This is a genomic window from Rhodococcus sp. SB1D, assembly GCF_048573875.1.
Lineage (GTDB): Bacteria > Actinomycetota > Actinomycetes > Mycobacteriales > Mycobacteriaceae > Rhodococcus_F > Rhodococcus_F qingshengii.
Genome location: NZ_JBMAIQ010000003.1, coordinates 320,912 through 346,123 on the forward strand (window position 1 = coordinate 320,912; position 25,212 = coordinate 346,123).

General features: G+C 61.8%; 27 protein-coding genes. 10 read left to right on the forward strand and 17 right to left on the reverse strand.

The features are described from left to right. Positions 1-51: 51 nt before the first annotated feature. The 4 genes from ACN50D_RS10245 to ACN50D_RS10260 form a co-directional block, all read right to left on the reverse strand. Positions 52-750, reverse strand: a complete 699-nt coding sequence (locus ACN50D_RS10245; RefSeq protein WP_030537402.1) for a type 1 glutamine amidotransferase domain-containing protein — start codon at positions 748-750, stop codon at positions 52-54. A gap of 139 nt (positions 751-889) precedes the next feature. Then, positions 890-2,323 carry a lipase family protein gene (locus ACN50D_RS10250; protein WP_116057683.1) on the reverse strand — a complete coding sequence of 478 codons (1,434 nt, stop codon included), beginning with the start codon at positions 2,321-2,323 and terminating at the stop codon, positions 890-892. 145 nt (positions 2,324-2,468) lie between these two features. Further along, a complete protein-coding gene (locus ACN50D_RS10255; RefSeq protein WP_080961262.1) occupies positions 2,469-3,161 on the reverse strand; it encodes a TetR/AcrR family transcriptional regulator in 693 nt (230 codons plus the stop codon). A 58-nt stretch (positions 3,162-3,219) separates the two neighbouring features. After that, a complete protein-coding gene (locus tag ACN50D_RS10260; protein WP_003943130.1) occupies positions 3,220-3,390 on the reverse strand; it encodes a hypothetical protein in 171 nt (56 codons plus the stop codon). Positions 3,391-3,544: 154 nt separating this feature from the next. Between ACN50D_RS10260 and ACN50D_RS10265 the strand changes: the two genes are divergently transcribed. Continuing rightward, positions 3,545-3,958: a hypothetical protein gene (locus ACN50D_RS10265; protein ID WP_003942828.1), complete on the forward strand. Its 414-nt coding sequence runs from the start codon at positions 3,545-3,547 to the stop codon at positions 3,956-3,958. A gap of 45 nt (positions 3,959-4,003) precedes the next feature. Here ACN50D_RS10265 and ACN50D_RS10270 read toward each other — a convergent pair whose 3' ends face one another. The 3 genes from ACN50D_RS10270 to ACN50D_RS10280 form a co-directional block, all read right to left on the reverse strand. Then, entirely contained in the window at positions 4,004-5,278 is a 1,275-nt protein-coding gene (locus tag ACN50D_RS10270; protein ID WP_042922905.1) for an RNA polymerase sigma factor, read from the reverse strand. A gap of 2 nt (positions 5,279-5,280) precedes the next feature. Beyond that, positions 5,281-5,709: a YciI family protein gene (locus tag ACN50D_RS10275; protein WP_007735729.1), complete on the reverse strand. Its 429-nt coding sequence runs from the start codon at positions 5,707-5,709 to the stop codon at positions 5,281-5,283. Between the two features lie 161 nt (positions 5,710-5,870). Beyond that, the gene (locus ACN50D_RS10280; RefSeq protein ID WP_030537406.1) at positions 5,871-6,464 is read right to left on the reverse strand and encodes a hypothetical protein; all 594 of its coding nucleotides are present in this window, start codon (positions 6,462-6,464) and stop codon (positions 5,871-5,873) included. Between the two features lie 93 nt (positions 6,465-6,557). Between ACN50D_RS10280 and ACN50D_RS10285 the strand changes: the two genes are divergently transcribed. Beyond that, a complete protein-coding gene (locus ACN50D_RS10285; protein ID WP_054826727.1) occupies positions 6,558-7,529 on the forward strand; it encodes an alpha/beta hydrolase in 972 nt (323 codons plus the stop codon). Between the two features lie 9 nt (positions 7,530-7,538). Continuing rightward, entirely contained in the window at positions 7,539-8,618 is a 1,080-nt protein-coding gene (locus ACN50D_RS10290; RefSeq protein ID WP_232329945.1) for a helix-turn-helix domain-containing protein, read from the forward strand. A 22-nt stretch (positions 8,619-8,640) separates the two neighbouring features. On the opposite strand, the gene ACN50D_RS10295 is transcribed toward ACN50D_RS10290, so the two are convergent. Then, entirely contained in the window at positions 8,641-9,540 is a 900-nt protein-coding gene (locus tag ACN50D_RS10295; protein ID WP_003943243.1) for a LysR family transcriptional regulator, read from the reverse strand. Positions 9,541-9,680: 140 nt separating this feature from the next. On the opposite strand from ACN50D_RS10295, the gene ACN50D_RS10300 reads away from it, so the two are divergent. The 3 genes from ACN50D_RS10300 to ACN50D_RS10310 all read left to right on the forward strand — a co-directional run bounded on the left by ACN50D_RS10300 (position 9,681) and on the right by ACN50D_RS10310 (position 12,936). Then, positions 9,681-11,087: an FAD-binding oxidoreductase gene (locus ACN50D_RS10300; RefSeq protein ID WP_054826726.1), complete on the forward strand. Its 1,407-nt coding sequence runs from the start codon at positions 9,681-9,683 to the stop codon at positions 11,085-11,087. A gap of 14 nt (positions 11,088-11,101) precedes the next feature. Further along, on the forward strand, positions 11,102-11,743 hold the full coding sequence (locus ACN50D_RS10305; RefSeq protein ID WP_007735718.1) for a histidine phosphatase family protein: 642 nt from the start codon (positions 11,102-11,104) through the stop codon (positions 11,741-11,743). Positions 11,744-11,805: 62 nt separating this feature from the next. After that, entirely contained in the window at positions 11,806-12,936 is a 1,131-nt protein-coding gene (locus ACN50D_RS10310) for a winged helix DNA-binding domain-containing protein (RefSeq protein WP_245361509.1), read from the forward strand. Between the two features lie 5 nt (positions 12,937-12,941). On the opposite strand, the gene ACN50D_RS10315 is transcribed toward ACN50D_RS10310, so the two are convergent. The 5 genes from ACN50D_RS10315 to fepB are packed head-to-tail and all read right to left on the reverse strand — an operon-like array spanning position 12,942 to position 17,771. Then, on the reverse strand, positions 12,942-13,784 hold the full coding sequence (locus tag ACN50D_RS10315; RefSeq protein WP_042448187.1) for a siderophore-interacting protein: 843 nt from the start codon (positions 13,782-13,784) through the stop codon (positions 12,942-12,944). Positions 13,785-13,805: 21 nt separating this feature from the next. Beyond that, positions 13,806-14,630: an ABC transporter ATP-binding protein gene (locus tag ACN50D_RS10320; RefSeq protein WP_007735712.1), complete on the reverse strand. Its 825-nt coding sequence runs from the start codon at positions 14,628-14,630 to the stop codon at positions 13,806-13,808. Between the two features lie 24 nt (positions 14,631-14,654). After that, positions 14,655-15,710: a FecCD family ABC transporter permease gene (locus ACN50D_RS10325; protein WP_082900930.1), complete on the reverse strand. Its 1,056-nt coding sequence runs from the start codon at positions 15,708-15,710 to the stop codon at positions 14,655-14,657. Continuing rightward, positions 15,707-16,765 (reverse strand): FecCD family ABC transporter permease, encoded by a 1,059-nt coding sequence (locus tag ACN50D_RS10330; RefSeq protein ID WP_064113554.1) that lies wholly within the window; start codon positions 16,763-16,765, stop codon positions 15,707-15,709. Before ACN50D_RS10330 ends, ACN50D_RS10325 begins: the two co-directional genes overlap by 4 nt. Beyond that, a complete protein-coding gene (gene fepB / locus ACN50D_RS10335) occupies positions 16,758-17,771 on the reverse strand; it encodes a Fe2+-enterobactin ABC transporter substrate-binding protein (RefSeq protein WP_007735706.1) in 1,014 nt (337 codons plus the stop codon). Before fepB ends, ACN50D_RS10330 begins: the two co-directional genes overlap by 8 nt. A gap of 105 nt (positions 17,772-17,876) precedes the next feature. Between fepB and ACN50D_RS10340 the strand changes: the two genes are divergently transcribed. Beyond that, on the forward strand, positions 17,877-19,493 hold the full coding sequence (locus tag ACN50D_RS10340; protein ID WP_064113552.1) for an AraC family transcriptional regulator: 1,617 nt from the start codon (positions 17,877-17,879) through the stop codon (positions 19,491-19,493). On the opposite strand, the gene ACN50D_RS10345 is transcribed toward ACN50D_RS10340, so the two are convergent. Then, positions 19,481-19,858 (reverse strand): VOC family protein, encoded by a 378-nt coding sequence (locus tag ACN50D_RS10345; protein ID WP_030537422.1) that lies wholly within the window; start codon positions 19,856-19,858, stop codon positions 19,481-19,483. The two genes, ACN50D_RS10340 and ACN50D_RS10345, sit on opposite strands and share 13 nt — an antisense overlap. A 100-nt stretch (positions 19,859-19,958) precedes the next feature. Between ACN50D_RS10345 and ACN50D_RS10350 the strand changes: the two genes are divergently transcribed. From ACN50D_RS10350 to ACN50D_RS10360, 3 genes are all read left to right on the forward strand, one after another. Further along, positions 19,959-20,684: a TetR/AcrR family transcriptional regulator gene (locus ACN50D_RS10350; RefSeq protein WP_007735703.1), complete on the forward strand. Its 726-nt coding sequence runs from the start codon at positions 19,959-19,961 to the stop codon at positions 20,682-20,684. Continuing rightward, entirely contained in the window at positions 20,681-21,118 is a 438-nt protein-coding gene (locus ACN50D_RS10355; RefSeq protein ID WP_064113551.1) for a hypothetical protein, read from the forward strand. Before ACN50D_RS10350 ends, ACN50D_RS10355 begins: the two co-directional genes overlap by 4 nt. 88 nt (positions 21,119-21,206) lie before the next feature. Next, a complete protein-coding gene (locus tag ACN50D_RS10360; protein WP_225320185.1) occupies positions 21,207-21,569 on the forward strand; it encodes a hypothetical protein in 363 nt (120 codons plus the stop codon). Between the two features lie 7 nt (positions 21,570-21,576). Here ACN50D_RS10360 and ACN50D_RS10365 read toward each other — a convergent pair whose 3' ends face one another. The 3 genes from ACN50D_RS10365 to ACN50D_RS10375 are packed head-to-tail and all read right to left on the reverse strand — an operon-like array spanning position 21,577 to position 25,078. Continuing rightward, the gene (locus ACN50D_RS10365) at positions 21,577-23,214 is read right to left on the reverse strand and encodes an AMP-binding protein (protein ID WP_064113550.1); all 1,638 of its coding nucleotides are present in this window, start codon (positions 23,212-23,214) and stop codon (positions 21,577-21,579) included. Positions 23,215-23,228: 14 nt separating this feature from the next. After that, positions 23,229-23,693, reverse strand: coding sequence for a MaoC family dehydratase (locus ACN50D_RS10370; protein ID WP_003943225.1), 465 nt, complete (start codon positions 23,691-23,693; stop codon positions 23,229-23,231). A 14-nt stretch (positions 23,694-23,707) separates the two neighbouring features. After that, entirely contained in the window at positions 23,708-25,078 is a 1,371-nt protein-coding gene (locus tag ACN50D_RS10375) for an MFS transporter (RefSeq protein ID WP_007735697.1), read from the reverse strand. Positions 25,079-25,212 lie beyond the last annotated feature (134 nt).

Consider the following 25,212-nt stretch of genomic DNA (forward strand, 5'->3'; position numbering starts at 1 on the left):
ACGGACCAGCGCCGCATCGAGGAGACCTCGATGCGGCGCCAAAAGACATGCTCAGCCCAAGTCGGCGACAATCCGCTCGGCGAGAGGCCGTGACGACGCCGGATTCTGACCGGTGTAGAGCTTGCGGTCCACCACGACATAAGGCGACCACGCCTCAGCCTTCGAGAATTTGCCGCCCAATTCGCGTAGGCGAGTTTCGAGCAGCCACGGAGCCTTGTCCGCCAGACCAGCCTGCGTCTCCTCCTCGTTGGTGAACGCGGTCAGCTGATAGCCGTCGAACAGCCAGCTTCCATCGGGTCTCTGGGCCGGCAGGAGTGCCGCCGGCGCGTGACACACCGCCGAGACCACCTTGTCCGCGTCCAAGAAGTTCACGAGAAGCTCACCGAAGGATGCCGACACCGCAAGATCCTCCATCGGTCCGTGCCCACCCGGTACAAAGACCACGTCGTAATCGGCAGCATCGGCGTTCTCCAGAATCTCCGGCGAATCGAGCACCGGCTGCAGATCGGCGATGTACTTGCGCATACGGTCGGCGCCTTCTTGCCCGCCGTTCACCTCGGGCGCCAGGCTTCCCTCGTCCACAACGGGAGCTTTACCGCCAGGCGTCGCGATCACGATCTCGTAGCCGGCGTCGACGAAAACGCGATGCGCCTCGACCAGTTCTTCCGCCCAGTACCCGGTCGGGTGGGGTGTTCCGTCCTTCAGCGTCCAGTGATCTGCAGAAGTGACCGCAAACAACAGCTTTGTCATCGCGCAACCTTTCGTCGGTAAAAGGAACCCATTGGTGACAAGACACCATCTTCAAGGCCCGATCAATGAAATAACGTCCAGTCAGTGCAACACGCTGCCCTTGTGAGAATTCCTCACCACCGCAGAATCACGTCACCCGTCAGGTCCCGATCGGCTTGCCGAACAGTCCTGCGACGAGTTCACCAACCGCATCCACCCAGACTGGCCAGGTCCTCTGATCAAGCGCCATGGATCCAGCGTCGAAGGTGCTGCATCCCTGCTGAGCAGGCACACCAGCGAACCGATCACGAAGCCACAGTAGAGCACTCGGCAATGCGACGACTTCCATGCTGACGTGCTCACTGAAGTGGTCTCTGGTGTAAACGACACTCGCAGAAGGATCTTGGCAATAGGTATCGACAAGTTTGTTCACCGGGCCAACAGGCACCAACCAGTCGGGATTCGACTGATAAATGTACATCGGCACGTCAGGAACAGACTTACCCATGGCAGCTCGGGAGAGCGCAGCTCTCACCGTGGGGTGTTGGACGGGATCTCCCGGGACATCGAGGAAGCCCTTGATATTGAGGAAGGGCACTGCAGCCGACGTCCAGAGCATGCACAGGTTGTCCTTGGCAGCGAAAAGCGCTCGGCCGGCAGGGTTTATGTGCTGATCGATGAAGCCTGCAAGTTCAGGATCTTCTCGGCTCACTCCGATTACACCGGCAGCGACGATCCCGGCCCCTAGAGCGTTGTTGGCATTGTCGAGCAAAGCGCCGAGATCCGCGGCAACACCACCTTCGGCGACTCCGACGATATTCAGTTCCGGCGCGTACGCCTGCCGTATTTCAGCTGCGTGACCGGTAGGAATCGATCCACCCGAGTAGCCGAGCAGCCCTACGCGAGTTGACCGCCCTTGTAGCTCCATGGGTTCGAAGTTCTCAGCAGCACGGATACCGTCGAGCGTGATCCGGGCCGCGACGGGGCCGGAGGCGAAGGAAGAATTGGGTCCCTGATGATCGGGCACCGACAATGCCCAACCCTGCGCCAGTGCCGCCTGCACTTCGAGGAATTGAGCCCCACCGGTCGCAGCGCCCGTCACCAGCCACGGCAACGCGCCTTGCTGCATGACATACGAAGGTGCGCAGTAGTTTCCGAGTGAATCCTCTGCCATCTGAAAGGACAGCAGCGGGCGCGGGCCTCCATCGCGAGTGTCGCCACGCGGCTTGATCACTGTGGTGACAGCAGGAATCGCCTCGCCCGCAGCATTATTGGATCGATACGAGATCTGCCACGCATCCACGTTGGTCGGAATCAGGTTGAGAGTACCGAGATTCACCGCACGAGCGGCGATGATCTCACCCGGTTGCTTGGATTCGACGACCTCGACAGGCGGTTCATAGAAGGCCTGGTCCAGTTCAGGCAAAGGCGGTGCAACCGCAGGCGGCAGGGCAGGCTGGACCTGAATTTGGGCGGGAACACCTTCGTCCGGTGCCGCTGAGGCAGGTGCCGAAAGTCCGATCTGCCCGATTACTGCAATCACGGCAATTGCGAGGCCCCCGCGTTGTCGGTCAGTTGTCCAGCGTCGTCCCATACCAATTCCTCCCCGGAAAAGCACAGATTGCCTTGTGTTGCCGCAGTTCTCATCACGAGCACACAAGTTAGATGCGAGTGTCTAACACATTGAGGACGAGAGTAGAGCGTTGTGGGCCGGATTACAATCCCCTGGTGTTCGTGACCTATTCGTCGGCGTGAAGGGGCGCGTCGTCGATCAACGCATTCAAGAGCACCGTCATCAGATCGACCAGTACCGACACGGGAGGACGAGGCTCCGCAGTGCTCCACTGGTGCACCAGCGCGGTAAGCGCGCCGATGAAGGCGGTGGACGCCCACCGGTAACCACCCGGCGGTTCGTAATCTTCGCCCACGATCCCTTTGATGATCGACTCGAAAAATGTTGCCCAGACCGAACGTTGGTCCACACGATGCTTTTCCACCCGGGGACTGACACCTACGACGTCGATGAAGGCAACGTGTGCGCGTCGTGGGTCACTTCCGACCGACTCGACGAAGGCGGCCATGGCCGTCGCTGCCTTGTCACGGAGATTGACCGAAGGCTCTGCATCGAGTGCGTCGACCATTGCAATTCTGGCGTCGAGTTGAATCTGGTCATACAGCGCGAGGAGTAGATCCTCGCGACTACCGAACTCGTCGTAGAACTGCCTTCTGGCCAGACTCGCGGACGCGCAGATATCCGCCACCGAACTTCCGGCATACCCCTGGTCTGCAAACACGCTGAGAGCAGCATTCAAAAAGAGGGAACGGCGTTCGGCCTTGCGAGCCGCGACCGACCTTCCGCCGTAGTTTCTGTCTGTTTCAGCGATTGCCACGTCTGCCAGACTATGCGGCATCGCGCCGCACACAAAACGCATCTGACCTGCTGCGAAGTTCCTTCACCACCACTACCGGCGCATCGGCACTGCAGCACGATCAGGCCAATACGAAGGCCACGGCAAAAAGTGTCCAGGCGGCAGCGAGAACCGTTGACGCCGCAGTAACTGCCCCGGTCACGGCAGGTCGAGTGCTGCGGTTGCGCGCGGCGATGATTCCGACCGTTATCAAAGTCAATGCCACCAGGAACGACAAAACCACGATTTTCACCAGCAACCCCTTCGACGACGGTCAACAGAACCGGAGACTATTTAGATAGTACACAAATAAATCGTGCATTAATTAAACTCAAAGTCTGTCAGGGGATTCTTGACAGAATTCAACAGCGCCTGTCAGGCTAGTCCTGACGAAAGGAGAACTTCTCATGGAAGACCTGATCGAACGCGCCCTGACTGCGAAGATCGAGACCGCCGCGATCACCACGGTCAACGCCGCGATCACCGAGGCCGGCACTCAGGCAGACAAGATTGTCGGAACAGATCCTTTACCTGGCAGCCCTGAGTGGGAGGCAGAACAGGACACCGACATCCCGGCGCAGCGTCAGATGGCGTGGCAGTTGGCCTGTTTCCGGATTCAGCTGGCCGCAGGTATCGATTCGACGGCAAGCGTCATGAGCCTGCGTAGATTCGGCGCAACATGGTCAACCATCGGCCGCGCAGCGGGAATGACCCGTCAGTCCGCGCATGAACGGTGGGGTCGACGTGTATCGGACATGCTCGATCCCTACGGAGTCGGGATGCCGCCCATGGTGCCCAATGATGATCCGACTCAGCCCTGACTAACAATCGCGTGACTAACAATCGCGTGACTAACAATCGCGTGACTACCGATCCGGCAGCAGCGCATCGGCTTTCGCGACCAGCACAGCGCGCTCACGCTCGTTCCCGGCCAGCCGAGCCGCTTCGAGGAGTTCGGTTCTAGCCTCCTCGGATCGGCCGAGCTGACTGAGCAACTCCCCCCGAACGCTGGGAAGCAGGTGGTAGTCGGCCAGTTCACCTGAAGCGACAAGCTTGTCGACGAATTCGAGCGCAGGGCCAGGACCGTATGCCATGGATACCGCCGCCGCATGATTGAGGTCGACCACGGGCGATGGCGCCAGTTGCGCCAGAGCCTCGTAGAGGATCACTATCTTCTTCCAATCGGTGTCTTCGAAAGTTGCTGCTCGCGCATGACATTCGGCAATCGCCGCCTGCAGGCCGTACGGGCCTCGTCCACGCCCGACGGCGTCAGCTCGTTCCAGCGCGGCAAGCCCACGTGAGATCTGTAGGCGATCCCACCTCGTCCGATCCTGGTCAGCCAGCAGGATGGGTTCACCGGTCGAGGTTGTCCGAGCGCCGAATCTCGAGGCTGTCAGCTCCATCAAAGCGACAAGGCCGTGTACCTCGGACTCCCTGGGGACCAATTCGGCGAGTATTCGCGCGAGCCGCAGAGCCTCAGCACTGAGCTCCGCCCGCATCCACTCGTCCCCGGAACTGGCTGCATAGCCTTCGTTGAACACCAGGTACAGCACTCCGAGGACCGCGCTCAATCTGCTCGAAAACTCTTCTCGCCCTGGAACTTCGAAAACCGCTTTCGAGGCGGTCAGCGCCTTCTTCGCGCGGACTATCCGCTGCTGCACCGTCGCCGTCGGCGTGAGGAACGCTTTCGCAATCTCTTCCGTGGTCAAACCGCCCACCACCCGAAGCGTCAACGCCACCTGCGCTTTTCGATTCAACACGGGATGGCAGGCGATGAACATCAGGCGAAGGACATCGTCGTCGATGCGGTCCGGATCCCAGCTGACGTCGTCGAAATGTGAAGCGTCGTTCTCGAGTTCACGCGCAAAGTGGGCGTAGCGCTCGTCCAACCTCTCACGTCGTCGCCACCCGTCGATCGCTCGTCGTGTCGCCACAGATGTCAGCCAGGCAGCGGGGTTTCTCGGAACCCCCGTCGCGGGCCACTGCTCGACGGCTTCGAGCAGAGCCTGCGCGGCCAGATCTTCGGCGAGATCAAGATCTCCGACGGTGCGAGTCAACGTGGCGACAATCTTCGCGGATTCGATACGCCAGACCGCGTCGACAGCCTTTCTCGTTTCTTCTCGCACCGCCTCGTCGGTCATGGTCAGCCTGCGACCGGACGATCGGTACCGAGCTCTTCACGCCAGCCGGCCTCTTTCTGGATGTACTCGTTGTCCTGATCGAAGTCTGACATCTCGCTCACGCGGCGTACCTCGAGCTTGCTTCCCGGCCCGAGCGGGCAGCGCTTCGCCCATTCCAAGGCTTCGTCTTTGGTCGACGTCTGAATGATCCAGAATCCCGAGAACAACTCCTTCGTCTCCCCGTACGGGCCGTCGGAGACCAGCGGAGGATCGGACTCGAAATCGACGATGAATCCCTCCTCCATCGCCAGTCCCTCACCGGCCAGCAAGACACCTGCCTTGATCAGGGACTCGTTGTACTGCCCCATCGCCGCGATGATCTCGTCGAAGTCCATGTCCTTGGATGCTTCGATAGCCTCATCGGTGGAACGCATGATCAGCATGTACTTCATGAGAATCTCCTTCGTTCGTGGACCGCTCTGTTCGGTCCCTCTGCTTACACGTCGAACGGCGCACTCACCGATCGACAAACTTCCGAAACAATTTTTCCGAGGACATAACCGCCGGTCGCGATACGCTGCCCACGGTATCGGCGGACGGGCCGTCGGGCCGGTCAGAAGTCGAGAAATCCCGGCACAACTTCGCGAACGAGCCCGGTCGCGTCAGAGCTCCCGTAGAAATACACCGACCCGTAACCGAATAGGTACTCCTCTACGAAATCGGGGTGGGACTCAGCAACCACCGGCCACCCCTCTTCGTTGATCTGGAACAGGAAGCTGTGTCCATCTGCCTCGACGGCATCGGCGTAGGACGGTTCGTTCTGAATGAGCACCGGTTGCGGAGCTATCAACACCAACGGCATCACCTCGTCGTCCGAGGGAATCCTGATCAACGCCGCGCTGCCAAGGCCCGCATGGCTGCCCGCCGATTCCGCACTTCGTGACGACGGCAAGTGCAGGACTGCCCTAACCCCGATGTCCGGGTATTCGAGGTCGTCGTCGCCGATGGAGAAACCTCGACGGATGAAGATCGAAAGCTCTCGCACGCCGAGCCACGGCGCCGTGTGTGCCTCGAGCGTCAGAAGGTACTCGTGCGACCGCAGAATCGCCTGACCAGCGAAAACCTGCGGAGGTCGTCCACCAATCCGTGCCCCACTATTCGAATCGCTCGAACCCACCCCGAGATGTACCCTGTCCACCGGCGTCATCCTAGGGAGATCCGACGGGTGTCGGAGGGAGACTCTCCGATTTCCTACAAGCCGCTGGTGACGTAGGCCACATTCAGGCTCGATGATGGGTGCATGACAACATTCCCGACTCTCGACCCCGAACTCGCCGCGGCACTCACCATGCTCCCGAAGGTGGACTTCGCTGACCTCCCCAACGCACGGGCCACCTACGACGCTCTGGTCGGCACCATGTTGGCCGACCTGTCATTCGACGGAGTCTCGCTTCGTGAACTGTCGGCACCCGGCCTGGACGGCGATCCGGAGGTCACGATTCGTTTCTTCACCCCGGACAACACTGCCGGCCCTGTCCCCGTTCTGCTCTGGATCCATGGCGGCGGATTCGCAATCGGCACCGCAGAATCCAGCGATCCATTTTGCGTCGAGGTGGCGCGGGAACTCGGATTCGCCGTTGCGAACGTGGAGTACCGCCTCGCCCCCGAAACCCCCTTCCCCGGCCCCGTCGACGACTGCTACGCCGCACTCCTCTACATCCACGCCCATGCCGAGGAGCTGGGGGTCGATACACGCCGCATCGCAGTGGGAGGGCAGAGCGCAGGCGGTGGACTGGCCGCAGGCACTGTCCTCAAAGCCCGTGACGAGGGCGTTGTGCCCGTGGCCTTCCAATTCCTCGAAATCCCTGAACTCGACGACCGCCTGGCGACGGTCTCGATGACGAACTTCGTCGACACCCCCTTGTGGCACCGCCCTAACGCCATCCTGTCGTGGAAGTACTATCTCGGCGGGTCGTATTCCGGTCCCGAAGATCCTGACGTGTCCATTTACGCTGCGCCGTCCCGGGCTACCGACCTCACCGGTCTGCCGCCGACCTACCTGTCCACCATGGAACTCGACCCGCTCCGCGACGAAGGAATCGAATACGCCCTTCGGCTGCTGCAAGCGGGAGTCAGCGTCGAATTGCATTCCTTCCCCGGAACCTTTCACGGGTCGGCACTGGTCGCGACCGCCGCGGTCAGCGAAAGAGGTGCCGCCGAAGCCCTCACTGCGCTCAGGAGAGGGTTGCGTTCGCTCTCGCCGGTCTCGTAGCGTTGCGAGATGCAAGGACTGATGTACCGGCTTGCCGAGCTCGATGCAGACTCGGCAGGCCTGGTACGTGTCATCGATTACTTCGACGCCCTCGTGCGGCACGGCTCCGACACCGCGTCTTTGCTTCGTGCGAGCGCGCAGTTGGCGGACTGCGTCGTGGGTATCGAGATCGTCGAGCGCGGCAGAAGCAAGAAGAATTTGCGCCGTTGCGATCCGCGCGGCCGCTGGTCACCCGATCCTCAGCTCCCACCGAGCATGACCAGAAACATTGCCGTAGACGACGAGGTTCTCGGAACGGTATGGATCGAACGACCCGGGGCCAGCTTGCCACTCGACGAAATGCTCGTCGACCGGATGGCCCTGACCGCAGCGATAATTCTGCAACCGCGACGCCTGCCTACCGAAGCCGAGCACACTCGAAATCTGTTGTTCCCGATGGATGAACTCGCGGTGCTCACCTCCTGCGCCGGTCTCGGTATCGAACCCCATACCCCAGTCCGTGTAATGGCAACCAAGGCAGTCTCAGGCACGGCCGAAGGTGCTGCACACCTTGTCATTTCGCCAGATTACAAACCTGGCAAAGCCACTGGGATAGACGCTGACGGCGAGTATCTGAATCTCGTGACGGGTTCGTTCGCGGCGACACCCGAGCTGTCCGAGGCCGCGCTGTCGTCATTCATTCGCGCCGGAATATCTTTGACTGCTCCCGCTTCCGAAGTGAGCACAATACTGAGCACTGCACGATTCGCTCGAGCACAGGCGTCGGCAACAACACCGATCGTGAACGCCGACGATCTCGGCGCCCTCAACCTCCTGGCGCCGGGACCACACATCGATCACTCGCGAATACCGGATCTGGTTCGTGCCGAAGAGATCGGCGACACCAAACAGGGGTTAGAACTACTCGAAACCTTGAGGTCATACCTGCAGTCCGGAACCTTGAGGGCCGCAGCAGATTCCATGCATCTTCACCACAGCAGCGTCGCGCACCGATTGGCGAAACTGTCCCAGCACGTCGGATTCCACGTCGATTCCATCGAGAACCGAGCACGCGCAACGGCCATGATGCTGGTCCTCGATGGCGGATAGGACCCACCGCGCATCACAGGTACTACGCAGTGGTTGACGATCTTTCGCGTTCAGCGAGCGCAACAAACGGCGCAAGCGCCGGATTCGGATTATCCGGCCGGTAGGTCACTGCCACGTCGAGAGTTGGTTGCTCACCGGCGATCTCACATAGATGGACACCCGGGATGCGGAGCATCCGCGCTCTGCCCTGGGGGATCGGCGCAATACCCACCCCGTCCGAGACGGCATGCAGCACCTGCTCGTCGTCGGCCTCGAATCGAACGATGCTGGGCGCCCCGTTTGGCCAAAGTTGTTCGAGCGTACGCAAATACATCCCCGGGGCGTTGGCCTCCGGCCAGAACACAACGGGGACGTCCACCAGATCTCCGAGTTCGAGCGTCGCTCGATCTCCGAACGGATGATCCACGGGAACAGCGACCAGGATAGGTTCGGTATCGAGGACGATCAGGGGAAGTTCTCGATCGTCTTCATCGAGCGGCGGGCGAACAACCGCGATGTCGACGGCTCCGGTTCGGACGAGGTCGACAGTCTGCGCCGAAGTGCCACGATGAACGACAACTTCGACGCCCGGGTAGAGCCTTCGATAGGTGCTGACCAGATCCGCGACTGCGCCGCCCGCCCACGAACGGGTGTACGCGATGCGCAGTTCTCCGTCCACACCGCGCGCGGCCAACCGAATTCGTTCGACAGCCCGGTCCGCACACCCGATCAAAAAGCGCGCCTCTCGTACCGCCACCTTGCCGGCTTCCGTGAAGGTGAACTGCGGACCCCGACGATCCACCAGCGGAACTCCGAGTTCGCGCTCGAGAACCTTGATCTGTTGACTGAGGGCCGATTGCGCGACGTGGACGTTCGCAGCGGCTCGAGTGAAGCTCCCATGATCCGACAGAGCGATCAGATAACGGGCACGCTGCAGGTTCATACGGCGATTATAAGAAAAACAGATGGTGGTGTCACTACTTGGTCTTGGACACGGCATCACCTGAGGTCGGAGGATCGAGTTCACGTTGTTCCACCGTCTGTCTCCCGAAAATTGTCACCCGAACGATCACAAGGTTGCACATGAATCCCCGAGCACTCACTGAACCTGCAACAGACGCGAGGCTTATCGACGCCCTCGCAGAGATCGTCGGCCACACGCATGTGCTTACCGATCCCGAACTGATCGAGGGCTACACACGTGACTGGACGGGACGTTGGATCGGCGACGCGATCGCGGTCATCCGCCCCGGCAACACCTCCGAAGTGTCTGCGGTTCTTCGAGCATGCTTCGACGCGGGGGTTCCCGTCACACCGCAAGGCGGCAACACCGGACTGGTCGGTGGTGGAATCGCCTCGACTGGGTCCGTGGTGCTGAGTACCAGACGTCTGGAGACGATCGAAGCCGTCGACCCCATCGGTCGGACAATCGCAGCCGGCGCCGGCGTGACCGTTGCTCGCGCCGACCTGGCCGCATCTGCACACGGTCTCCGCTTCGGAATCGATTTGGCATCAAAGGAATCCGCAACACTCGGCGGCATCGTCGCAACCAACGCCGGTGGGACGCGCATGGTCCGATACGGAAATACACGCGCACAGATACTCGGTATCGAAGCCGTGCTCGCGGACGGTTCGGTACTGAGTAGATGGACTCCACTCGTCAAAGACAATGTCGGATACGATATTCCAGGACTTCTTGCCGGCAGCGAGGGAACGCTCGCAGTCATCACCAAGGTCCTGATGAAGCTGGTCACCCCGGCGACCGACACCCAGGTCGTGCTCGCGGGTGTGCGCGACGTCGATCAAGCGCTTCATTTGTGTAATCGCGTGCGTCAGAGCGGATTGACCGTCGAAGCCGCCGAAATCATGACTGACGACGGCATCTCCCTCGTCTGCGCACACACCGATGCCCGTCGCCCGTTCGGCACCCCTTCACCGATGTACACACTCATCGAGGTGTCATCACCGCGCGAAACGGAAGAGTCGCTCCTCGAAGTACTCTCCGACTCTGCCGACCTCATCGAGGACGCGACGGTCGAGCCTGGGCCGGCTCGAAAACTGTGGACTCTGCGGGAAAGCCATACCGAAAGCATCAGCGCGTCGTCGACGACGCCGGTAGTCAAGCTCGACATCTCCGTCCCCTTGTCCGTGATGGGAATGTTCATCGACAACCTCCGAGAAAGCCTGGCACAACGATTCCCCCTCGTGCGGCCAATCCTGTTCGGGCACTTCGCCGACGGAAACATTCATGTGAACCTTCTGGATGCCGAGCCGAGGGTCGCACACGAACTGACCGATATGGTGTTCCGACTCGTCGCCGCCCACCATGGAAGCATCAGCGCCGAGCACGGGATAGGCCGCGCGAAGTCGCCGTGGATATCGCTGGGGCGCACTGAAACCGACATTGCCGCAATGCAGCTGATCAAATCCTCCTGGGATCCCCGTGGAATCCTCAACCCTGGAATACTGTTGCCGGAAAAAGTCGGGTAAGCAAAAGGGGTCTCGTGCAGGATCTTTACGTCGTCACTCATCCTCATGCCGAACACACAGCGCAGGACGTAGTCGGCGGTTGGCACAATTCGGTTCTCACCCCCGCTGGTCGGCGCGATGCAGGTTTGATCGCCGAAGCGCTGAAACGACGACGCACAGGAACTTCGCGCCCGGTCCGCATCACCTCGTCCGACCTCAATCGTTGCACCGAGACATCCACGATCATCGCCCGGACACTCGATGCTCCGGCGACAACGGATTCACGATTGCGCGAAATCAGCTTCGGCGAAGCCGAAGGACGCCCGAACTCGTGGCTGGCCCAGCGGCAGGTCCCGGCCCCTGACAACAACCGCCTCGATCACCGTGGCCCCGTTGCCGGTGCCGAGACCCGCCGCGACATCGCATCAAGGGTTCACGAATGCGTTCACGAACTGATGGACGATCTCGATCACGATCACATCGTCGTAACCCACGGCTTTGCACACACATTCGTCGTCTCCGCCTGGCTACAGATTCCCGTCGAAGCCGCAGGATTTGCGACCTTCGCGACCACCCCGGGTGCAATCACACATCTCCGACACGACGACTACTGGCGCAACCGAACCCTCGTGCAACTAGCTGATACGACGCACCTGGACTGTGGCACGATGGCCTGATGCGCCATGTCTCCGACGACGAACGCCGTGCTCGCATAGGAGTACGTCATGCGCTGGAGCCAATGTTTCACGTCGATTCGCCGGAAGCTGCCACGCGGGCGATGACGGTACTGCACGCCACCGAGTCAGCGACGGTCTATCTGTCTTGCTGGGCGAGGGTTCGGTCCGTGGACGCCGCCGACGTCGACCGCGCCCTGTACGACCAACGCAGTCTCGTGAAGCAATTGGCAATGCGCCGCACACTCTTCACCTTTCCCCGCGACTTGCTGCCGGCCGCGTGGTCGAGTGCGTCCGCCCGCGTCGCGAACACCGAGCGGGCACGAATGGCCAAGGATGTCGTCAAGGCCGGACTCGCCGTCGACGGCAACGACTGGCTCGATCGCGCACGGACGGAAGTGCTGAAGTTGCTCACCGATAGGCCTGAAGGGCTTTCAGCGGTAGAGATTCGTCAGGCCGTGCCGATGATCGACGTCAAGGTCGAGGGTTCGGCAGGTGAAATCTGGTCGGCACCCAGGGTTCTCACGCATCTCGGGGCGACCGCAGACATCATGCGCGGCACCAACACCGCCCGCTTCCCCGTCTCACGCCCACTGTGGACTCTCACTCGACACTGGCTCGACGACGCCCCCTTCGATCTCGAATCTGCAGACGGCTATCGAGAAATGGTCCGCCGTTGGCTCTACACCTTCGGACCGGGCACGGAAGACGACATCGTCTGGTGGCTGGGCTCGACGAAGACGGTCGTCCGGGCCGCCCTCGCCGAACTCGACGCCGTTGCAGTCTCACTCGACGGAGGCGACACCGGCTGGTTGCTACCCGATGACGTCGCCACGGTGCCTGATCCAGGTCCTTGGGTGGCACTCCTACCGGTGCTCGACCCGACGGTCATGGGGTGGAAGAACCGTGACTTCTACCTCGGCCCGCACCGCAACCAACTCTTCGACACCCGCGGTAATGCCGGCGCCACCGCTTGGGTCGACGGTCGCGTCGTGGGGTGCTGGATCCAAGACGAAACCGGTGTGGTGCACGTCCGATTGCTCGAGACCGTGTCAGCGTCTGCGCGACGTTCTCTCGATGCCGAGGCGGCGCGCCTCACCGAGTGGCTGGGCGGCGTCAGAATCGGCACGGGGTACGTCTCACAGGCGATGAGGCACGACGTTCCCGAACCTCCCGCCGGCACTAGTTCCCGGTGATAGCGTCAGATACCGATTGCCAGATCGTCGATGTCTGCGAGCGTGCCGCCGTTTTCGAGGATGCTCGTGTAGTTCCGAAGTCGGTTCTGATCTATCTCGGTAGTGCTGACCCCTCGCTTCCAGTACCCGAAGACAACTACATCGTCCTTCGCCAGGCCGACTGTCTTGCGGAAATGCGCTCGAATGGCTCGCATCTCGTCCCGTTCCCCGGCACCCCACACCGCGTAGTCTCCTGGGTTTTCGAGTTCGACGGCGTACTCGGCGAGGCCATCTTCGACATGGTGCAGCTCGAGGCCGGGGATCACGGGTAGTTCCGCGAAAGCCTCGGCGTCACCGGTGGCGACCCAGCCGACGCCGGTCAGTCCCTCGGGCCACTGAAGCAGAATCGAATAGAGGGCAGGTATCGCGGTGTCGTCGGCGAACAGTGCGACGCGGCGCCCGGCGATCTCGGGAACGAGGAAGTGCGGGCGAGGACCGGTGAGTGAGAACGTGTCACCCACACGCAGGTCGGCGGCCCACCTCATCATCGGGCTGGTGTGGCCGTGCAGCACTACGTCGAAGGTCATCGAACTGCTCGGCGCGTTGCAGGTGCGCACCGTGTAGACGCGAGAGACGTCGCCGTACTGTGGACCGAGCTGGATGCGAAATGCGACGTTGGGCCGCAACCAATTCGGGTCGTCCGCCGACGAAGTCAACTGGACGGCGATGCGCAAGATGCTCTCGGTCGGCCGTTCGACGCGTTCGACGACGGCAACCACGTCGTTGAGACCGCGGTCGTGGTCTTCTCCGCGTGGCGCCTTTGCCGACGCAGACGTTTCAGTTTCTTCAGGTCGAGATGCGGTAGTCATTGATATCTCCTGATCGGTGGTTCAGTTGTGGACGGGTAGCTGACTGACAGGTCTTCGATCACGCGGAACAACAAGTGGCCGTCCGGTTTCCGGGTCTTCGAGAACCAGCGCCTCGAGGTCGAAGACTTCGCGCAGTAACTCAGGGGTGAAGACGTCCGAGGCACTGCCCTGCATGACAATTTTTCCGGACCGCATGGCAACTACGTGCGTGGCATATCTGGCCGCGAGGTTCAGGTCGTGCAGGACCGCGACCAATGTTCGACCGGACTGGTGGAGTTGGGAACAGAGGTCGAGAACCTCGATCTGGTGTGCGATGTCGAGAAAGGTGGTCGGTTCGTCGAGCAACAACACCGGGGTGCGCTGCGCAAGCGTCATGGCGATCCATACCCGCTGACGTTGTCCCCCACTCAGCTCGTCCACCAATTGGTCTGCTGCATATCGCATTCCGACTTCATTCAGGGCCTCGGAGACAACATGCTCGTCTTCGGGTGACCACTGGCGCAGCATGCTCTGATACGGATATCGGCCGCGGGATACGAGGTCTGCGACACTGATCGCTCCAGGAGAGAGCGGGGACTGTGGCAACAGGGCGATTCGCCGGGCGACTTCTTTGGTTCGATAGGACCGAATATCGTTACCGTCGAGCACAACACGACCCGATCGAGGTGCGAGCATTCTGCCGAGCGCACGCAACAATGTCGACTTGCCACACCCGTTCGGTCCGACGACGACGGTGAACCCTCCATCGGGGATCTCGAGACTCAACTCGTCCACGATGGTTCGATCGGCGTACCGTAGTTCGATCTTCTCGGCACGCAGCCGCGATGTTGGGGTGGCAGTAGTCATGAATCTCTTTCGTAGCGAGTTTTTTCAGGCCTGACGAGCGAGCAGCCAGATCAGATAGGCACCACCGAGCAGACTGGTGACGAGACCGACCGGAGTGCGGAGACCGACCTCGACCGCTTGCGCGATCAAGTCGGCGCCCGCCAGCAGAACTGCGCCTAGCAGGAAGGAAGTCGCGACAAGAACACCGCTGCGCCGTGCCAACCGTCGTGCGATCTGGGGAGCGGCGAGCGCCACAAATGCGATGGGGCCGGTGGCCGCGGTCGCCGCGCCGGTGAGCGCGACCGCAAGCAGAATGCCGGCAAATCGGTATCGCTCCACGGAGATCCCGAGCGAGGACGCTGCGTCGTCGCCCATCTCCATCATGGTGACGCGCCGGGACACCACGACGAGAGCAGGAACGAGAACACCGACGGCGATCGCAACACTGACCGCGTGTGGCCAACCGCGCCCGGTCAGCGAGCCGGCCGTCCACTGCTGCACAACGGTGGCGTCGTCGATATCCGCACGCACCACCAGGAACGACATCACGGCGCTCAGCATCGCGCCCACGCCGATACCGACCAGGACGAGTCGAAGACCGCCGCTGACGCCGTCTTTGCGTGCCAGCGCGTACACCAGAAGCGCCGTCAGCATGCCGCCGAGAACAGCGGCGCCCGCGGTCTGCAGTACCCCGCCTCCGAAGAAGACGATCTGAACCACGGCTGCAGTCGCAGCGCCGGTGGTGAAACCGATGATGTCCGGCGATCCGAGAACATTGCGCGAAAGCGTCTGGAAAACCGCGCCGGCCACACCGAGGCTTCCGCCCACGCCGATCGCCGTGATCAGCCGCGGCAGCCTGCGATTCTGGACGGACCGAACCGCCGCTGGGGCGCCTTCGCCGTGCAGGGCACGCCATACTTCGCCCAAGGACAGATCCAGGGTTCCATACATCAGCGCGACAAACGAGAGCGCCGCCAATGCCGCACTGATTGTCACGGTTACGAACAGCACTCGCGGAACTATCCGCCACGAGTACGACCCGATTCGAACCACCCAACCGCGGAACAGCGGTGGAACCGGCTGTGCTGCAATCGCATTCACAGCGACGCCACCCGCCGCGAGCGCACGAGCGCAACAAACAAGGGGCCACCGAGCACCGCCACGGCGATCCCCGTCTGCAGATCTCCCGGCGCTGTGGCAACGCGACCGAGAACGTCGGCCAAGAGCAGAAATGCCGGGGCGACAACGAGCACGCACGGCAGAAGAAATCGCAGATCCGGCCCGACGACACCGCGCACGATGTGCGGTGCAGCCAGGCCCACGAATCCGAGCGGTCCAGCCGCCGCAGTGGCAGCCCCTGCCAGCAGGATGACTGCGACAGCGGATCCGACCCGTGCGGGTCCGGTGCTGGCACCGAGCCCTTTGGCGACATCCTCGCCGAGCGCGATTGCGTTGAGTGGACGAATCAGCAACAACGACAACATGATACCGACGATGACGAAGGGCAGAACAGTGACAATCACGTCTCCGCCGCGGCCTTGCAACGAACCCACTGCCCAAAATCGGAACTGATTGAATGCGGCCTCGTTACTGATGAGAACCATGCTGGTGAGAGCCGTGATCGCCGTCGCAACAGCGGCACCGGCAAGCGCCATGCGCGCTGGGGTCGCGGCGCTGCGATGCGCCGACCCCAACATGTACACACCTACCGAGGCAACGGCCGCGCCGGCAAGCGCGAACCACAGATAGCCGCCGACCGAAGTCACCCCCAGATAGGCAATCGCAATCACGACTGCTGCTGATGCTCCGGCGTTCACACCGAGTAGTCCCGGATCGGCCAGAGGGTTGCGGGTGATCGACTGCATCAGCGCGCCGGCCAGTCCGAGCGCGGCCCCGACCACAAGCCCGAGAATTGTTCGAGGCAAACGTGATTCGATCACAATCAGGTGCTCGTTGTTACCGGCGTCGTAGGAAAGAACTGCATCGAGGACAGTGGAGACGGGGATGTTGCGTGAGCCGATGACGAGTCCGCCGACGGATGCCAGCACGATTACAACGATGGAGACGAGGACCAACAAACCCGCACGCGCGGCCGTCCCGGACCGCAGTGGCGCTTCGGTCCGGGACTGCGCAGAAACGCCCACGCGGTCATCCACCGAACGTGGACACCAGCGACTCGACCGTCTGCTTTGCACTGAAGTAGTCGAGACGGAAGGCTGCCGTTCCCATCGCGTATACCCGATCACCCTTGACCGCAGGTTGATTCGCAAGGAGCGGGTCGGCCGCGAGTTGCTTCTCCACGTCCTTGGGCCCCATCGAGACGGCAAACAGCGTCTGCGCCCCGTCTAGTGCGGCAGACATGTTTTCGGAGCTGACGATCGCGACGCCGGAGGCACCCCGCTTGTCCGGAGCGACAAACTGCTCGGCGGGCTCGGCATAGGTGAAGCCGAGCGAGGCCAGCAGATTGCCCTGCGGGCTGTCGGCTCGGAACGTCCAGACACCGTCGGCACCCATGTAGACCAGTGCCGTCACCGGCTGCTCGGGAAGTTTGATCTTCGCGGCTTGGGTGGTGACCCAGCTGTCGTATTCGTCGACGGTTTTGGCGGCCTCGCTCTCGAGTCCGGTGACAGTCCCGAGCTGATCAGCGAGCTCCTCCCAGGAGCTGGCGCCGTAGTCGAGAAGAACAGTGGGTGCGATGTCGCTCAGCTGTGAGTAGGCATCGAGTGTCGAGTCGCCGCCGTTAGCGGAGCCGATGATCAGATCGGGCTCGAAGGTCTCGATCGCGTCGAGGTCCAGCTCGAGATTTCGGTAGAGCACCGCGACGCCACGATCAGCCGCCACGCCCGACCACTGGGAGAAAAACCCCTGGTCATCGGTCATTCCCGACGGCGTTGTCGCCGCACTCGCGACCACCGGCGCTCCGATCGCAAGCAGCGTGCCGGTCAACGACGGCGAGGTGGACACGATCCGAGTCGGCTTTGCAGTGATCTCGGTACTGCGGCCGCCGTGATCGACGGTGCGCGGCCAGCCCTCGGTGGCCCCGGAGGTTTCCTGGGTGCCCTCGGTTCCGGTGTCACTACCTGACGAATTCGAGCAGCCGGCAAGAGCGAGGGCGACGACCGCGGCGAGTACTGCCGCCGTCGGGCGTAGAGATCTGCGCATGAGTATGTGGCTTTCTGAAGATACGAGAGTGCGCCGCTGCGAACGCAGTCGGCAGAGGTAAAGTTAGCCATACTTAAGTCGCAAGGGTTGTCCAGGAGCGCCAACGTGTTACCACTATCGGGAAGGTCGGACGCAATCGACTTGGGGCCGATCCGCGCCTGCCGCACCGAGCCAAGCATCGGCCGCTCACCCCTGTTGTTCTGGGTTCTCGCAGGCAGTGGACGCGTCAGGACCGGATCGACCGTCTACGAGGTGCCGGCAGGCGAGTTGTTGTGGATCCCGGCGGGCGTGCGATATTCGATGGAGACGGACTCGGATTCCGTCGCGTTTCCCATCCTGCTTCCGCCCTCGAACGGCGTCAGCGCCGGGCCGGCTACCGTGACGCGTCTGCGCGTTCCGCCCGGATGGGAAGACAGACTGATCCACGAGTTCGTTCACAACCTGGGCTATCTGCGCGGCGACGCTGCACACCCGTCGTCCTTGTTCGAAATGATTACCCGGGCCGACGACGGGGCCACCTCGCTGCCGCAATTGCCGCAATCACGGGAAGCGTTCGAGATCGCGCACGCCCTGTTGCGAACACCTGGCACCGACGACACCGAGGCACAATTCGCGAAGCGTGCCGGGATCAGCATTCGAACGCTCCAGCGATACTTCGTGGAAGAAACCGGCCTCACCTTCACGCGCTGGCGGCTTCGAGCTCGGATCGCCGCGTCGTTGGAGTACCTGAAGCAGGACCGCGAGATCGGTTGGATTGCAAACGAAGTCGGCTTCGAAACGGGCAGCGGATTCACGCGTGCGTTCCGGTCCCAGATGGGAGAGAGCCCGAGCGACTATCGCCGCCGGGCCCTCTCCGGTCCAACCGATCGCAGCGTGGACACCGACAACGATCAAGCATTGGTCCGCATGCTCGCAGAGACCAGGCAGCCCGGGGAAACAGCGCCGCCGATACCGGCCAATGCGACGTGGCCGCGCGTCAACGGCGCCCACGTCGCCGTGTGGGTCTACCGAGGCCAAGCCCGGGTGGACGTCGCGGACCGCAGCTGGGAACTGCGCACCGGAGAGGCCATGATTCTTCCTGCAGGCGTCCTCAATACCGTCACGGTTCCGACTGGTTCACTGCTTCTGCCGCTCGGCTTCCGTTCCTCGAACGGGTCGACCGTATCTGCCGACGCCCTCGAGACCGTGCAGTTCTCCCCCGCTGACGAGTTGGCATTGCTGCACACTTTCGTCGCCGCCTACACGCCCTTGCGCCCGCGCGGCCACGACAGCGCCATGGCATTCGACATCATCGCCACCGGCCCTCTTGCACAACCGGTTTCGAACACCTCGCCCGCCGCTTCGATTGCCACACGACTGGCAGCGACGACCGCCGCCCGCCCGGCCGACCCTCGCACTCTGGACGAGTGGGCGCAAGAGTTCGGTACCGACGCGGCCAGGCTGCGCCGGGAGTTCCGTATCGAAACCGGCACCACGTATCCGCAGTGGCGATCGCTTTCACGGATGACCCAGGCACGCACCCAACTCCAACTCGGGGTTGCACCCGGCACGGTGTCGAGGAACCTGGGTTACGCGCACCTGCCCGCATTCAGCCGAGCGTTTCGCACTGCGCACGGGATCTCACCGCAGCGCTTCCAAGCCCAGTCCGTCGAACGCGCCCTCTGGTTACGTTCTGTGCCGCGCGCCGCGGAGCCGAGCGCTCGGGTTCTTCACACCCACTGAACGAGTTGCCACACGATTCCGTTGGCGTCGACGAACTGGCAGTAACGCTCACCCCACGGTTCCGTCTCCGGTTCGGTGACGACGGAGGCACCTTCAGCAGCGATGCGGGCGAACTCGGCGTCGACATCGTCGACCACGAATGCAATGAGCAAGCCTTGACCGGCCGGACCTGCGACGAAGTCGGGCTTGAACGTCCCGAGCCCGGTGCGCAGGAAGACCACGTTGACCCCGGCATCCGGATGATTCAGGGAAACGAAGCCGTCATCGGCCATGGCCTCGGTGAAACCGAAATGGGTTTTCGCGAAGTCTGCCGATGCGTCGGTGTCGGCGACGTTCAAGGACAGAGCAGTGCTGGTGATTTTCATCGTGGGCCTCCCATGATCGATAAACCTTATGCAGTGCATACAGTATGCACCGTATAAGGTATACCACCGTTGAGGTATTCCCGATTTCTGGAGACGACTGATGGCACGCGAACTGATCGACCTGCTCTGGCGCGATCACCCCCTCGCGCCGAAGGGTGGCACCCGCGGCCCGCGAGCGAAGGTCACCACCTCACAGGCGGTCGACGTCGCGATCTCCGTCGCGAATACCGACGGCCTCGACGCCGTGACGGTCCGCCGATTGGCCGCCGAACTCGGAATCTCGGGCATGGCGGTGTACACCCACGTCGGATCCCGCGACGATCTGCTGGTGCTCATGGTCGACGCCGTACACGGACACAGCCCACTCCTGCCGTACGGGAACATGACCTGGCGCCAACGTGTGCGTCGGGTCGCCGAGGAAGAACTTGCCCTCTATACGGAGCATTGGTGGCTCCTGGACATCTCCGATCAGCGCTCCGCGTTGGGTCCGGGAACTATCGCGAAGTACGACCACGAACTTCACGCCTTCGACGGCACGGGACTGAGCGACATCGACCGGGACTCCGCCCTGACATTTGTCGCCGACTTCGCCCGATCCTCGGCGCAAGCGCGGCGCCCTGACCCCCGAGCAGCCGACATGGCCGAGGTGTGGTCGTCCTGGAACCAGCGTCTGGCTGCTTATCTCGGCGACGACTTCCCGCTGGCGCAGCGAGTCGGAGGGGCGGCCGGCGAGGCCAAGAACTCCCCGTACAGCCCCGAGGCGGCCTGGGAGTTCGGGCTGGACCGGGTACTGGACGCCCTGGACGGCCTCATTCACATCGAATGACATTCCTGCAATTCGTGGGAGACAATGTGTCCGTGCAGCGTTTCGGTTGGTCTCGACGGTCCGACGGCGACCCTTCGGTGCTCGAACCGCGAGAGCTGTTGCACGCCTACGAGAATCGATCGACTCGAGAGGTACGAGATTCCGGCGAGCTTCTCATCGAGATTCCGCTGAGCGACGCGAGCATCGTCGAGATCACCGTTCTTGATGCCTCTGCGGGCTGGATCGACTCCCGCGTGCGAGGACTCTGCAGTTCCCTGGACAAGATCGACCGCCGGGCTCAACGCGTACTTCGAGGGGGATTCAGCATCGGCTGGATCGAACTCGAATCGGAGCGCCACGGCGTCATCGACTACTGGGAAAACGGGGTCAACAACGAATACCCCATCTCCATCGTGTGGAATGGAAACTCCTGGGAAGAAGCGGCAACCACCTAGCCTCGAAATCAGCGGAATACATCCGCGAAGACGGGGTAGACGAGTACATACCAGCGGCACATCGACTCAACTCCAGGCGTGGTGGACAATGTTTCTCAGCGACCAGTCAATTCGTCACCACACCCGCCGTTTCGGAGCAGCTCTGTCGCCTTCACACAAGTGGCCTCCGCCCACCGAAACACAGCGCATCGCACGCTGGAGTGAGCGGTCTGAGATGCTCGGCGCGCTGTCGGTACTCCTGTTCTGGGCTTTCGGCTTCGGCATCCTGCTGGGCGTCGGCGCGATCACAACAGGAATCTTCGCGCTCCGACGTCACCCGAAGAAGTCTGGCGGGCATCTGCTCTCGAATGCCCGCCAGCTGCCATGGGATGCAATAGTCGGCCTCTTCACCGGATTCATCGGTCTGGCACTGAGCGGCTGGTTCTTCGTCGTGGTCCTACCCAACATGTAGCCCTCTGCTAGCCGAGTCCGTTCGCGGAGGTGGCCAGCGCTCGGAGTTCACGTCGGAGGATCTTGCCGGTAGTGGTGAGCGGCAAGCTGTCGATGAACGTGATCTCCCTCGGGTACTGGTAGAAAGCAAGGCGACTTTTCACGTGGGTCTGCAACTCCGAACGGAGCTCCTCCGAGGAGTTCGACCCCTCGGACAGTACGACAAAAGCGTGAACCGCTTCGCCGCGCAACGGATCCGGAACACCGATGACACCTGCCATGGCTACCTCGTCGTGCGAGAGCAGGCACTCTTCGATCTCTCCGGGGCCGATTCGGTACCCCGCGGACGAAATGACGTCATCGGCACGTCCCTGGTACCAGAAGTTCCCGGCGTCATCAGTCCGACCCAGATCACCGGTGTGAATCCAACCGTCGTACACCTTTTCATCGGTCTTCGACGGCTGGTTCCAATATCCGAGGAACTGTCCGGGGTTGCCTGCCTTCACACAGATCTCGCCTACCTCACCAATCTCGACCGGCTCGCCGAGTGGATCGAGGAGGGTGACTTCGAAGCCGGGGAAGGCGCGGCCCATCGAACCGCTGGCGGGACTCCACTTCGACCGCGACGTGCCGATGGTCAGATTCATTTCCGTCTGCCCGTAGAACTCGTTGACAGCTACGCCGAGAGTGCTCGCAACCCAGGCTTGCAGCGCGTCACCGAGTGCCTCACCACCGGTTCCCAATGCCCGCAGCTGAATACCACGCGCAGCAGTCTTGTCGACGCCGATGCTTCGCATCTGCTTGAGGGCAGTGGGAGGAATGAAGGCGCCCGTCACCTTGTGACGGCTCAGAATCTCGACCGCACGCGAAGGCGTGAATTTGTCGGGCGTCGCAACTACGGGGCACCCCAACGCAAGTGCGGGGAACAGTACGTCGAACAAACCACCGATCCAGGCCCAGTCTGCCGGCGTCCAGAAGACGTCTCCCAGCTGCGGAGCATTGTCGAACGCCGTCCGCATACCGGGCATGTGCGCCAGGAGAATTCGGTGCCCGTGGAGCGCGCCTTTCGGATTCCCGGTCGTCCCTGAGGTGTAGATGATGATGGCATGTGAATCGGGGCCCGTGGCTACCAGTTCACTACTTTCTGCGGCATCGTCGACGAGGCTGTGGAAATCGAGGATTTGCACGGGCGTCGAATCGGAGAGCCGATCGAGCCTTCCGACCACGATTACGGCTTCGAGACCCGGCATCTCACCGATTCCGTCGGCAACTCTTTCATAGCAGTCCTTCTCGACCACAAGAACTTTCGCGCCGGAGTCACGCATCCGATGTACTAACGCATCCGATCCGAACTTGACCGAAAGTGGAACGGTGACCATTCCGGATCGGAAGGCGCCCAGATGTGTCGCCAGAACCTCGATTCCCTGTGGGACCATCACACCGACGCGATCGCCTGAGACCAGGCCGAGATCCGCGAGCACGGTCGCGAACTTTCGGCTCATCGTGGCGACTTCACCGAATGTGTACCGCGCCCAGTGCCCACCGGTGTCTACGACGAGGGCCAGATCATCGGGATTCTGTACATCGACACATGCGTGCGCAATGTTGAAGTGCTCTGGCACAGCCCATTCGAAGTGTTCTGCTTCGAGGTCCTGCCACCATGACATATGCCGCCGAGAACTCACCGAGCACCCACTTCGAGGTCGAGGGAATGGGTCTCGCCTACCAGGAATGAGAATTCGCCGGAGAAGACAAGGTCTCCGTCTTGGTTGACGAGTGAGCCTTTCGACGTCACGATCGCGGTCTCACCGTCCGAGCGAGGGCGCACCGACAGCACTTCCGACACCGCATGCACCGAGTCGCCGAGGTAAGTCGGCCGGTGGAATCTGACCTGATCGAGCCCGTAGAAGCACTGCAGGTAACGGGGGTCCAACTCCACCAGACCGAGCAAGGTGGACAACATGAGGGCACCGTGGGCGATCTGGCGACCGAAGCGCGTCTGCTGCGCGTAGTCGGGGTCGAGGTGAAGGGGATGGCGGTCCCAGGTGAGGTCGGCGAAACTTCGCACATAGTCTTCGGTGACGACCCGCGGGTCCGTCACCGCAATGTCTCCGACAGAGATCTCTTCGAAACTCTTTGTGATCATTGAAGTTTCCTCTATTAGTTGACAACCGTGGAGCGTTGATCGACCGGCGGCAGATACGCCCCGTTGTCATCGATGTACATGTCGCGACTTCCTTCGTCGAGGTCGGTGTCACGGACGAAGTAGACGCTGATCAGCGAAATAACAGACAGGGCAGCGATATACACAGCGACCGCAAGCGATCCACCGGTTGCGCGAACCAACATGGCGGCAACCATCGGCGCGATTGCACCACCCAAGAGCACCCCGATCTGAAAAGCGATGGACGCTGCGCTGTACCGCACCCGTGCGTCGAACAGTTCCGCGATGAACGTCGCCTGCGGCCCGTACGAGATGCTGAGCATGAATGCGCCGACTGCCAATGCGCCGGTGGTGATCCAGAAGTTGCCGGTATCTATCGCGGCGAATGCAACGAAGACCCACACTCCCATGCCGGTGATGCCGACCATCAGGATCCGGCGTCGGCCGAATTTTTCGGACAGTTGACCGAAGATCGGAATGAAGATGACTGCAACGAGCGCGGACACCATGACCGCTCCGAGCATGAGGTTTCCGGACAGCAGATCGAACTGATCGGCGTAGGTCAGGCTGTAGGTGTTGAGGATGTAGAAGTAAGCGCCCGTGCTGATCATCGAACCTGCGGCAAGAATGATTTGACGAGGGTAGTTCTTGAACGCGTCGACCATCGGAATCTTGACCGCAGTGTTCTGCTGCTTCACGCGAGCGAATGCGGGAGTCTCTTCCAACGCGGTGCGAATGTAAAGCCCGACGGCGACCAACGCGATACTCAGCAGGAAGGGAATTCTCCACCCCCACACCAGGAATTGGTCCCCGGTGAGCGCCTTGGTGCCGAACATGACGGCCGTCGCCAGCAGAAGGCCAGCAGGCACACCGACCTGCGGCATACTGCCGTAGAAACCGCGGCGGTTCTTGGGTGCGTATTCCACAGCAGTCAGAACTGCACCGCCCCACTCACCCCCGACGCCGAAGCCCTGAATCAGTCTCAGCAATACGAGAAGAATCGGGGCCCACACACCGATCTGGGCGGAGGTCGGAAGGACGCCGACCAGGAACGTCGCTGCTCCCATCAAGAGAAGTGCGAGCACCAAGACCTTCTTGCGTCCGATGCGGTCGCCGAAGTGGCCCATCACAACACCGCCGAGTGGCCGCGCCAGGAAGCCGACAGCGAAGGTGGCGAAGGAAAGAATTGTCGCCAGCGCGGGGTCTGCGCCCGAAAAGAACAGCGGCGCAAAGACCAACGCGGCGGAGGCGCCGTAGATCTGAAAGTCGTACCACTCGATCGTGGTGCCGACCAGAACCGATCCGGCCACACGCCGCAGGGCAGGCCTGTCGACAGTTGCGGGAGATGGGGGATTCGCGTCGTTCATGTCATTGCTCCTTGTATGGAGTGCCCTGTTAGCTCTCGCACCGAGAGGGAGGCTCGACAAGGAGACTATGCAGTGACCCAGGGCACAGTCAAGCGTATTTCAATCGATCGATTGATTAGTTGAGATGCAATTTG

What these genes read in the sequence shown, in the direction of transcription:
- ACN50D_RS10245 (WP_030537402.1), bottom strand. Translation starts at nt 750, where the DNA reads ATGACAAAGCTGTTGTTTGCGGTCACTTCTGCAGATCACTGGACGCTG.
- ACN50D_RS10250 (WP_116057683.1), bottom strand. Translation starts at nt 2,323, where the DNA reads ATGGGACGACGCTGGACAACTGACCGACAACGCGGGGGCCTCGCAATT.
- ACN50D_RS10255 (WP_080961262.1), bottom strand. Translation starts at nt 3,161, where the DNA reads ATGCGTTTTGTGTGCGGCGCGATGCCGCATAGTCTGGCAGACGTGGCA.
- ACN50D_RS10265 (WP_003942828.1), top strand. Translation starts at nt 3,545, where the DNA reads ATGGAAGACCTGATCGAACGCGCCCTGACTGCGAAGATCGAGACCGCC.
- ACN50D_RS10270 (WP_042922905.1), bottom strand. Translation starts at nt 5,278, where the DNA reads ATGACCGACGAGGCGGTGCGAGAAGAAACGAGAAAGGCTGTCGACGCG.
- ACN50D_RS10275 (WP_007735729.1), bottom strand. Translation starts at nt 5,709, where the DNA reads ATGAAGTACATGCTGATCATGCGTTCCACCGATGAGGCTATCGAAGCA.
- ACN50D_RS10280 (WP_030537406.1), bottom strand. Translation starts at nt 6,464, where the DNA reads ATGACGCCGGTGGACAGGGTACATCTCGGGGTGGGTTCGAGCGATTCG.
- ACN50D_RS10285 (WP_054826727.1), top strand. Translation starts at nt 6,558, where the DNA reads ATGACAACATTCCCGACTCTCGACCCCGAACTCGCCGCGGCACTCACC.
- ACN50D_RS10290 (WP_232329945.1), top strand. Translation starts at nt 7,539, where the DNA reads ATGCAAGGACTGATGTACCGGCTTGCCGAGCTCGATGCAGACTCGGCA.
- ACN50D_RS10295 (WP_003943243.1), bottom strand. Translation starts at nt 9,540, where the DNA reads ATGAACCTGCAGCGTGCCCGTTATCTGATCGCTCTGTCGGATCATGGG.
- ACN50D_RS10300 (WP_054826726.1), top strand. Translation starts at nt 9,681, where the DNA reads ATGAATCCCCGAGCACTCACTGAACCTGCAACAGACGCGAGGCTTATC.
- ACN50D_RS10310 (WP_245361509.1), top strand. Translation starts at nt 11,806, where the DNA reads ATGTTTCACGTCGATTCGCCGGAAGCTGCCACGCGGGCGATGACGGTA.
- ACN50D_RS10315 (WP_042448187.1), bottom strand. Translation starts at nt 13,784, where the DNA reads ATGACTACCGCATCTCGACCTGAAGAAACTGAAACGTCTGCGTCGGCA.
- ACN50D_RS10320 (WP_007735712.1), bottom strand. Translation starts at nt 14,630, where the DNA reads ATGACTACTGCCACCCCAACATCGCGGCTGCGTGCCGAGAAGATCGAA.
- fepB (WP_007735706.1), bottom strand. Translation starts at nt 17,771, where the DNA reads ATGCGCAGATCTCTACGCCCGACGGCGGCAGTACTCGCCGCGGTCGTC.
- ACN50D_RS10345 (WP_030537422.1), bottom strand. Translation starts at nt 19,858, where the DNA reads ATGAAAATCACCAGCACTGCTCTGTCCTTGAACGTCGCCGACACCGAC.
- ACN50D_RS10350 (WP_007735703.1), top strand. Translation starts at nt 19,959, where the DNA reads ATGGCACGCGAACTGATCGACCTGCTCTGGCGCGATCACCCCCTCGCG.
- ACN50D_RS10355 (WP_064113551.1), top strand. Translation starts at nt 20,681, where the DNA reads ATGACATTCCTGCAATTCGTGGGAGACAATGTGTCCGTGCAGCGTTTC.
- ACN50D_RS10360 (WP_225320185.1), top strand. Translation starts at nt 21,207, where the DNA reads ATGTTTCTCAGCGACCAGTCAATTCGTCACCACACCCGCCGTTTCGGA.
- ACN50D_RS10365 (WP_064113550.1), bottom strand. Translation starts at nt 23,214, where the DNA reads ATGTCATGGTGGCAGGACCTCGAAGCAGAACACTTCGAATGGGCTGTG.
- ACN50D_RS10370 (WP_003943225.1), bottom strand. Translation starts at nt 23,693, where the DNA reads ATGATCACAAAGAGTTTCGAAGAGATCTCTGTCGGAGACATTGCGGTG.
- ACN50D_RS10375 (WP_007735697.1), bottom strand. Translation starts at nt 25,078, where the DNA reads ATGAACGACGCGAATCCCCCATCTCCCGCAACTGTCGACAGGCCTGCC.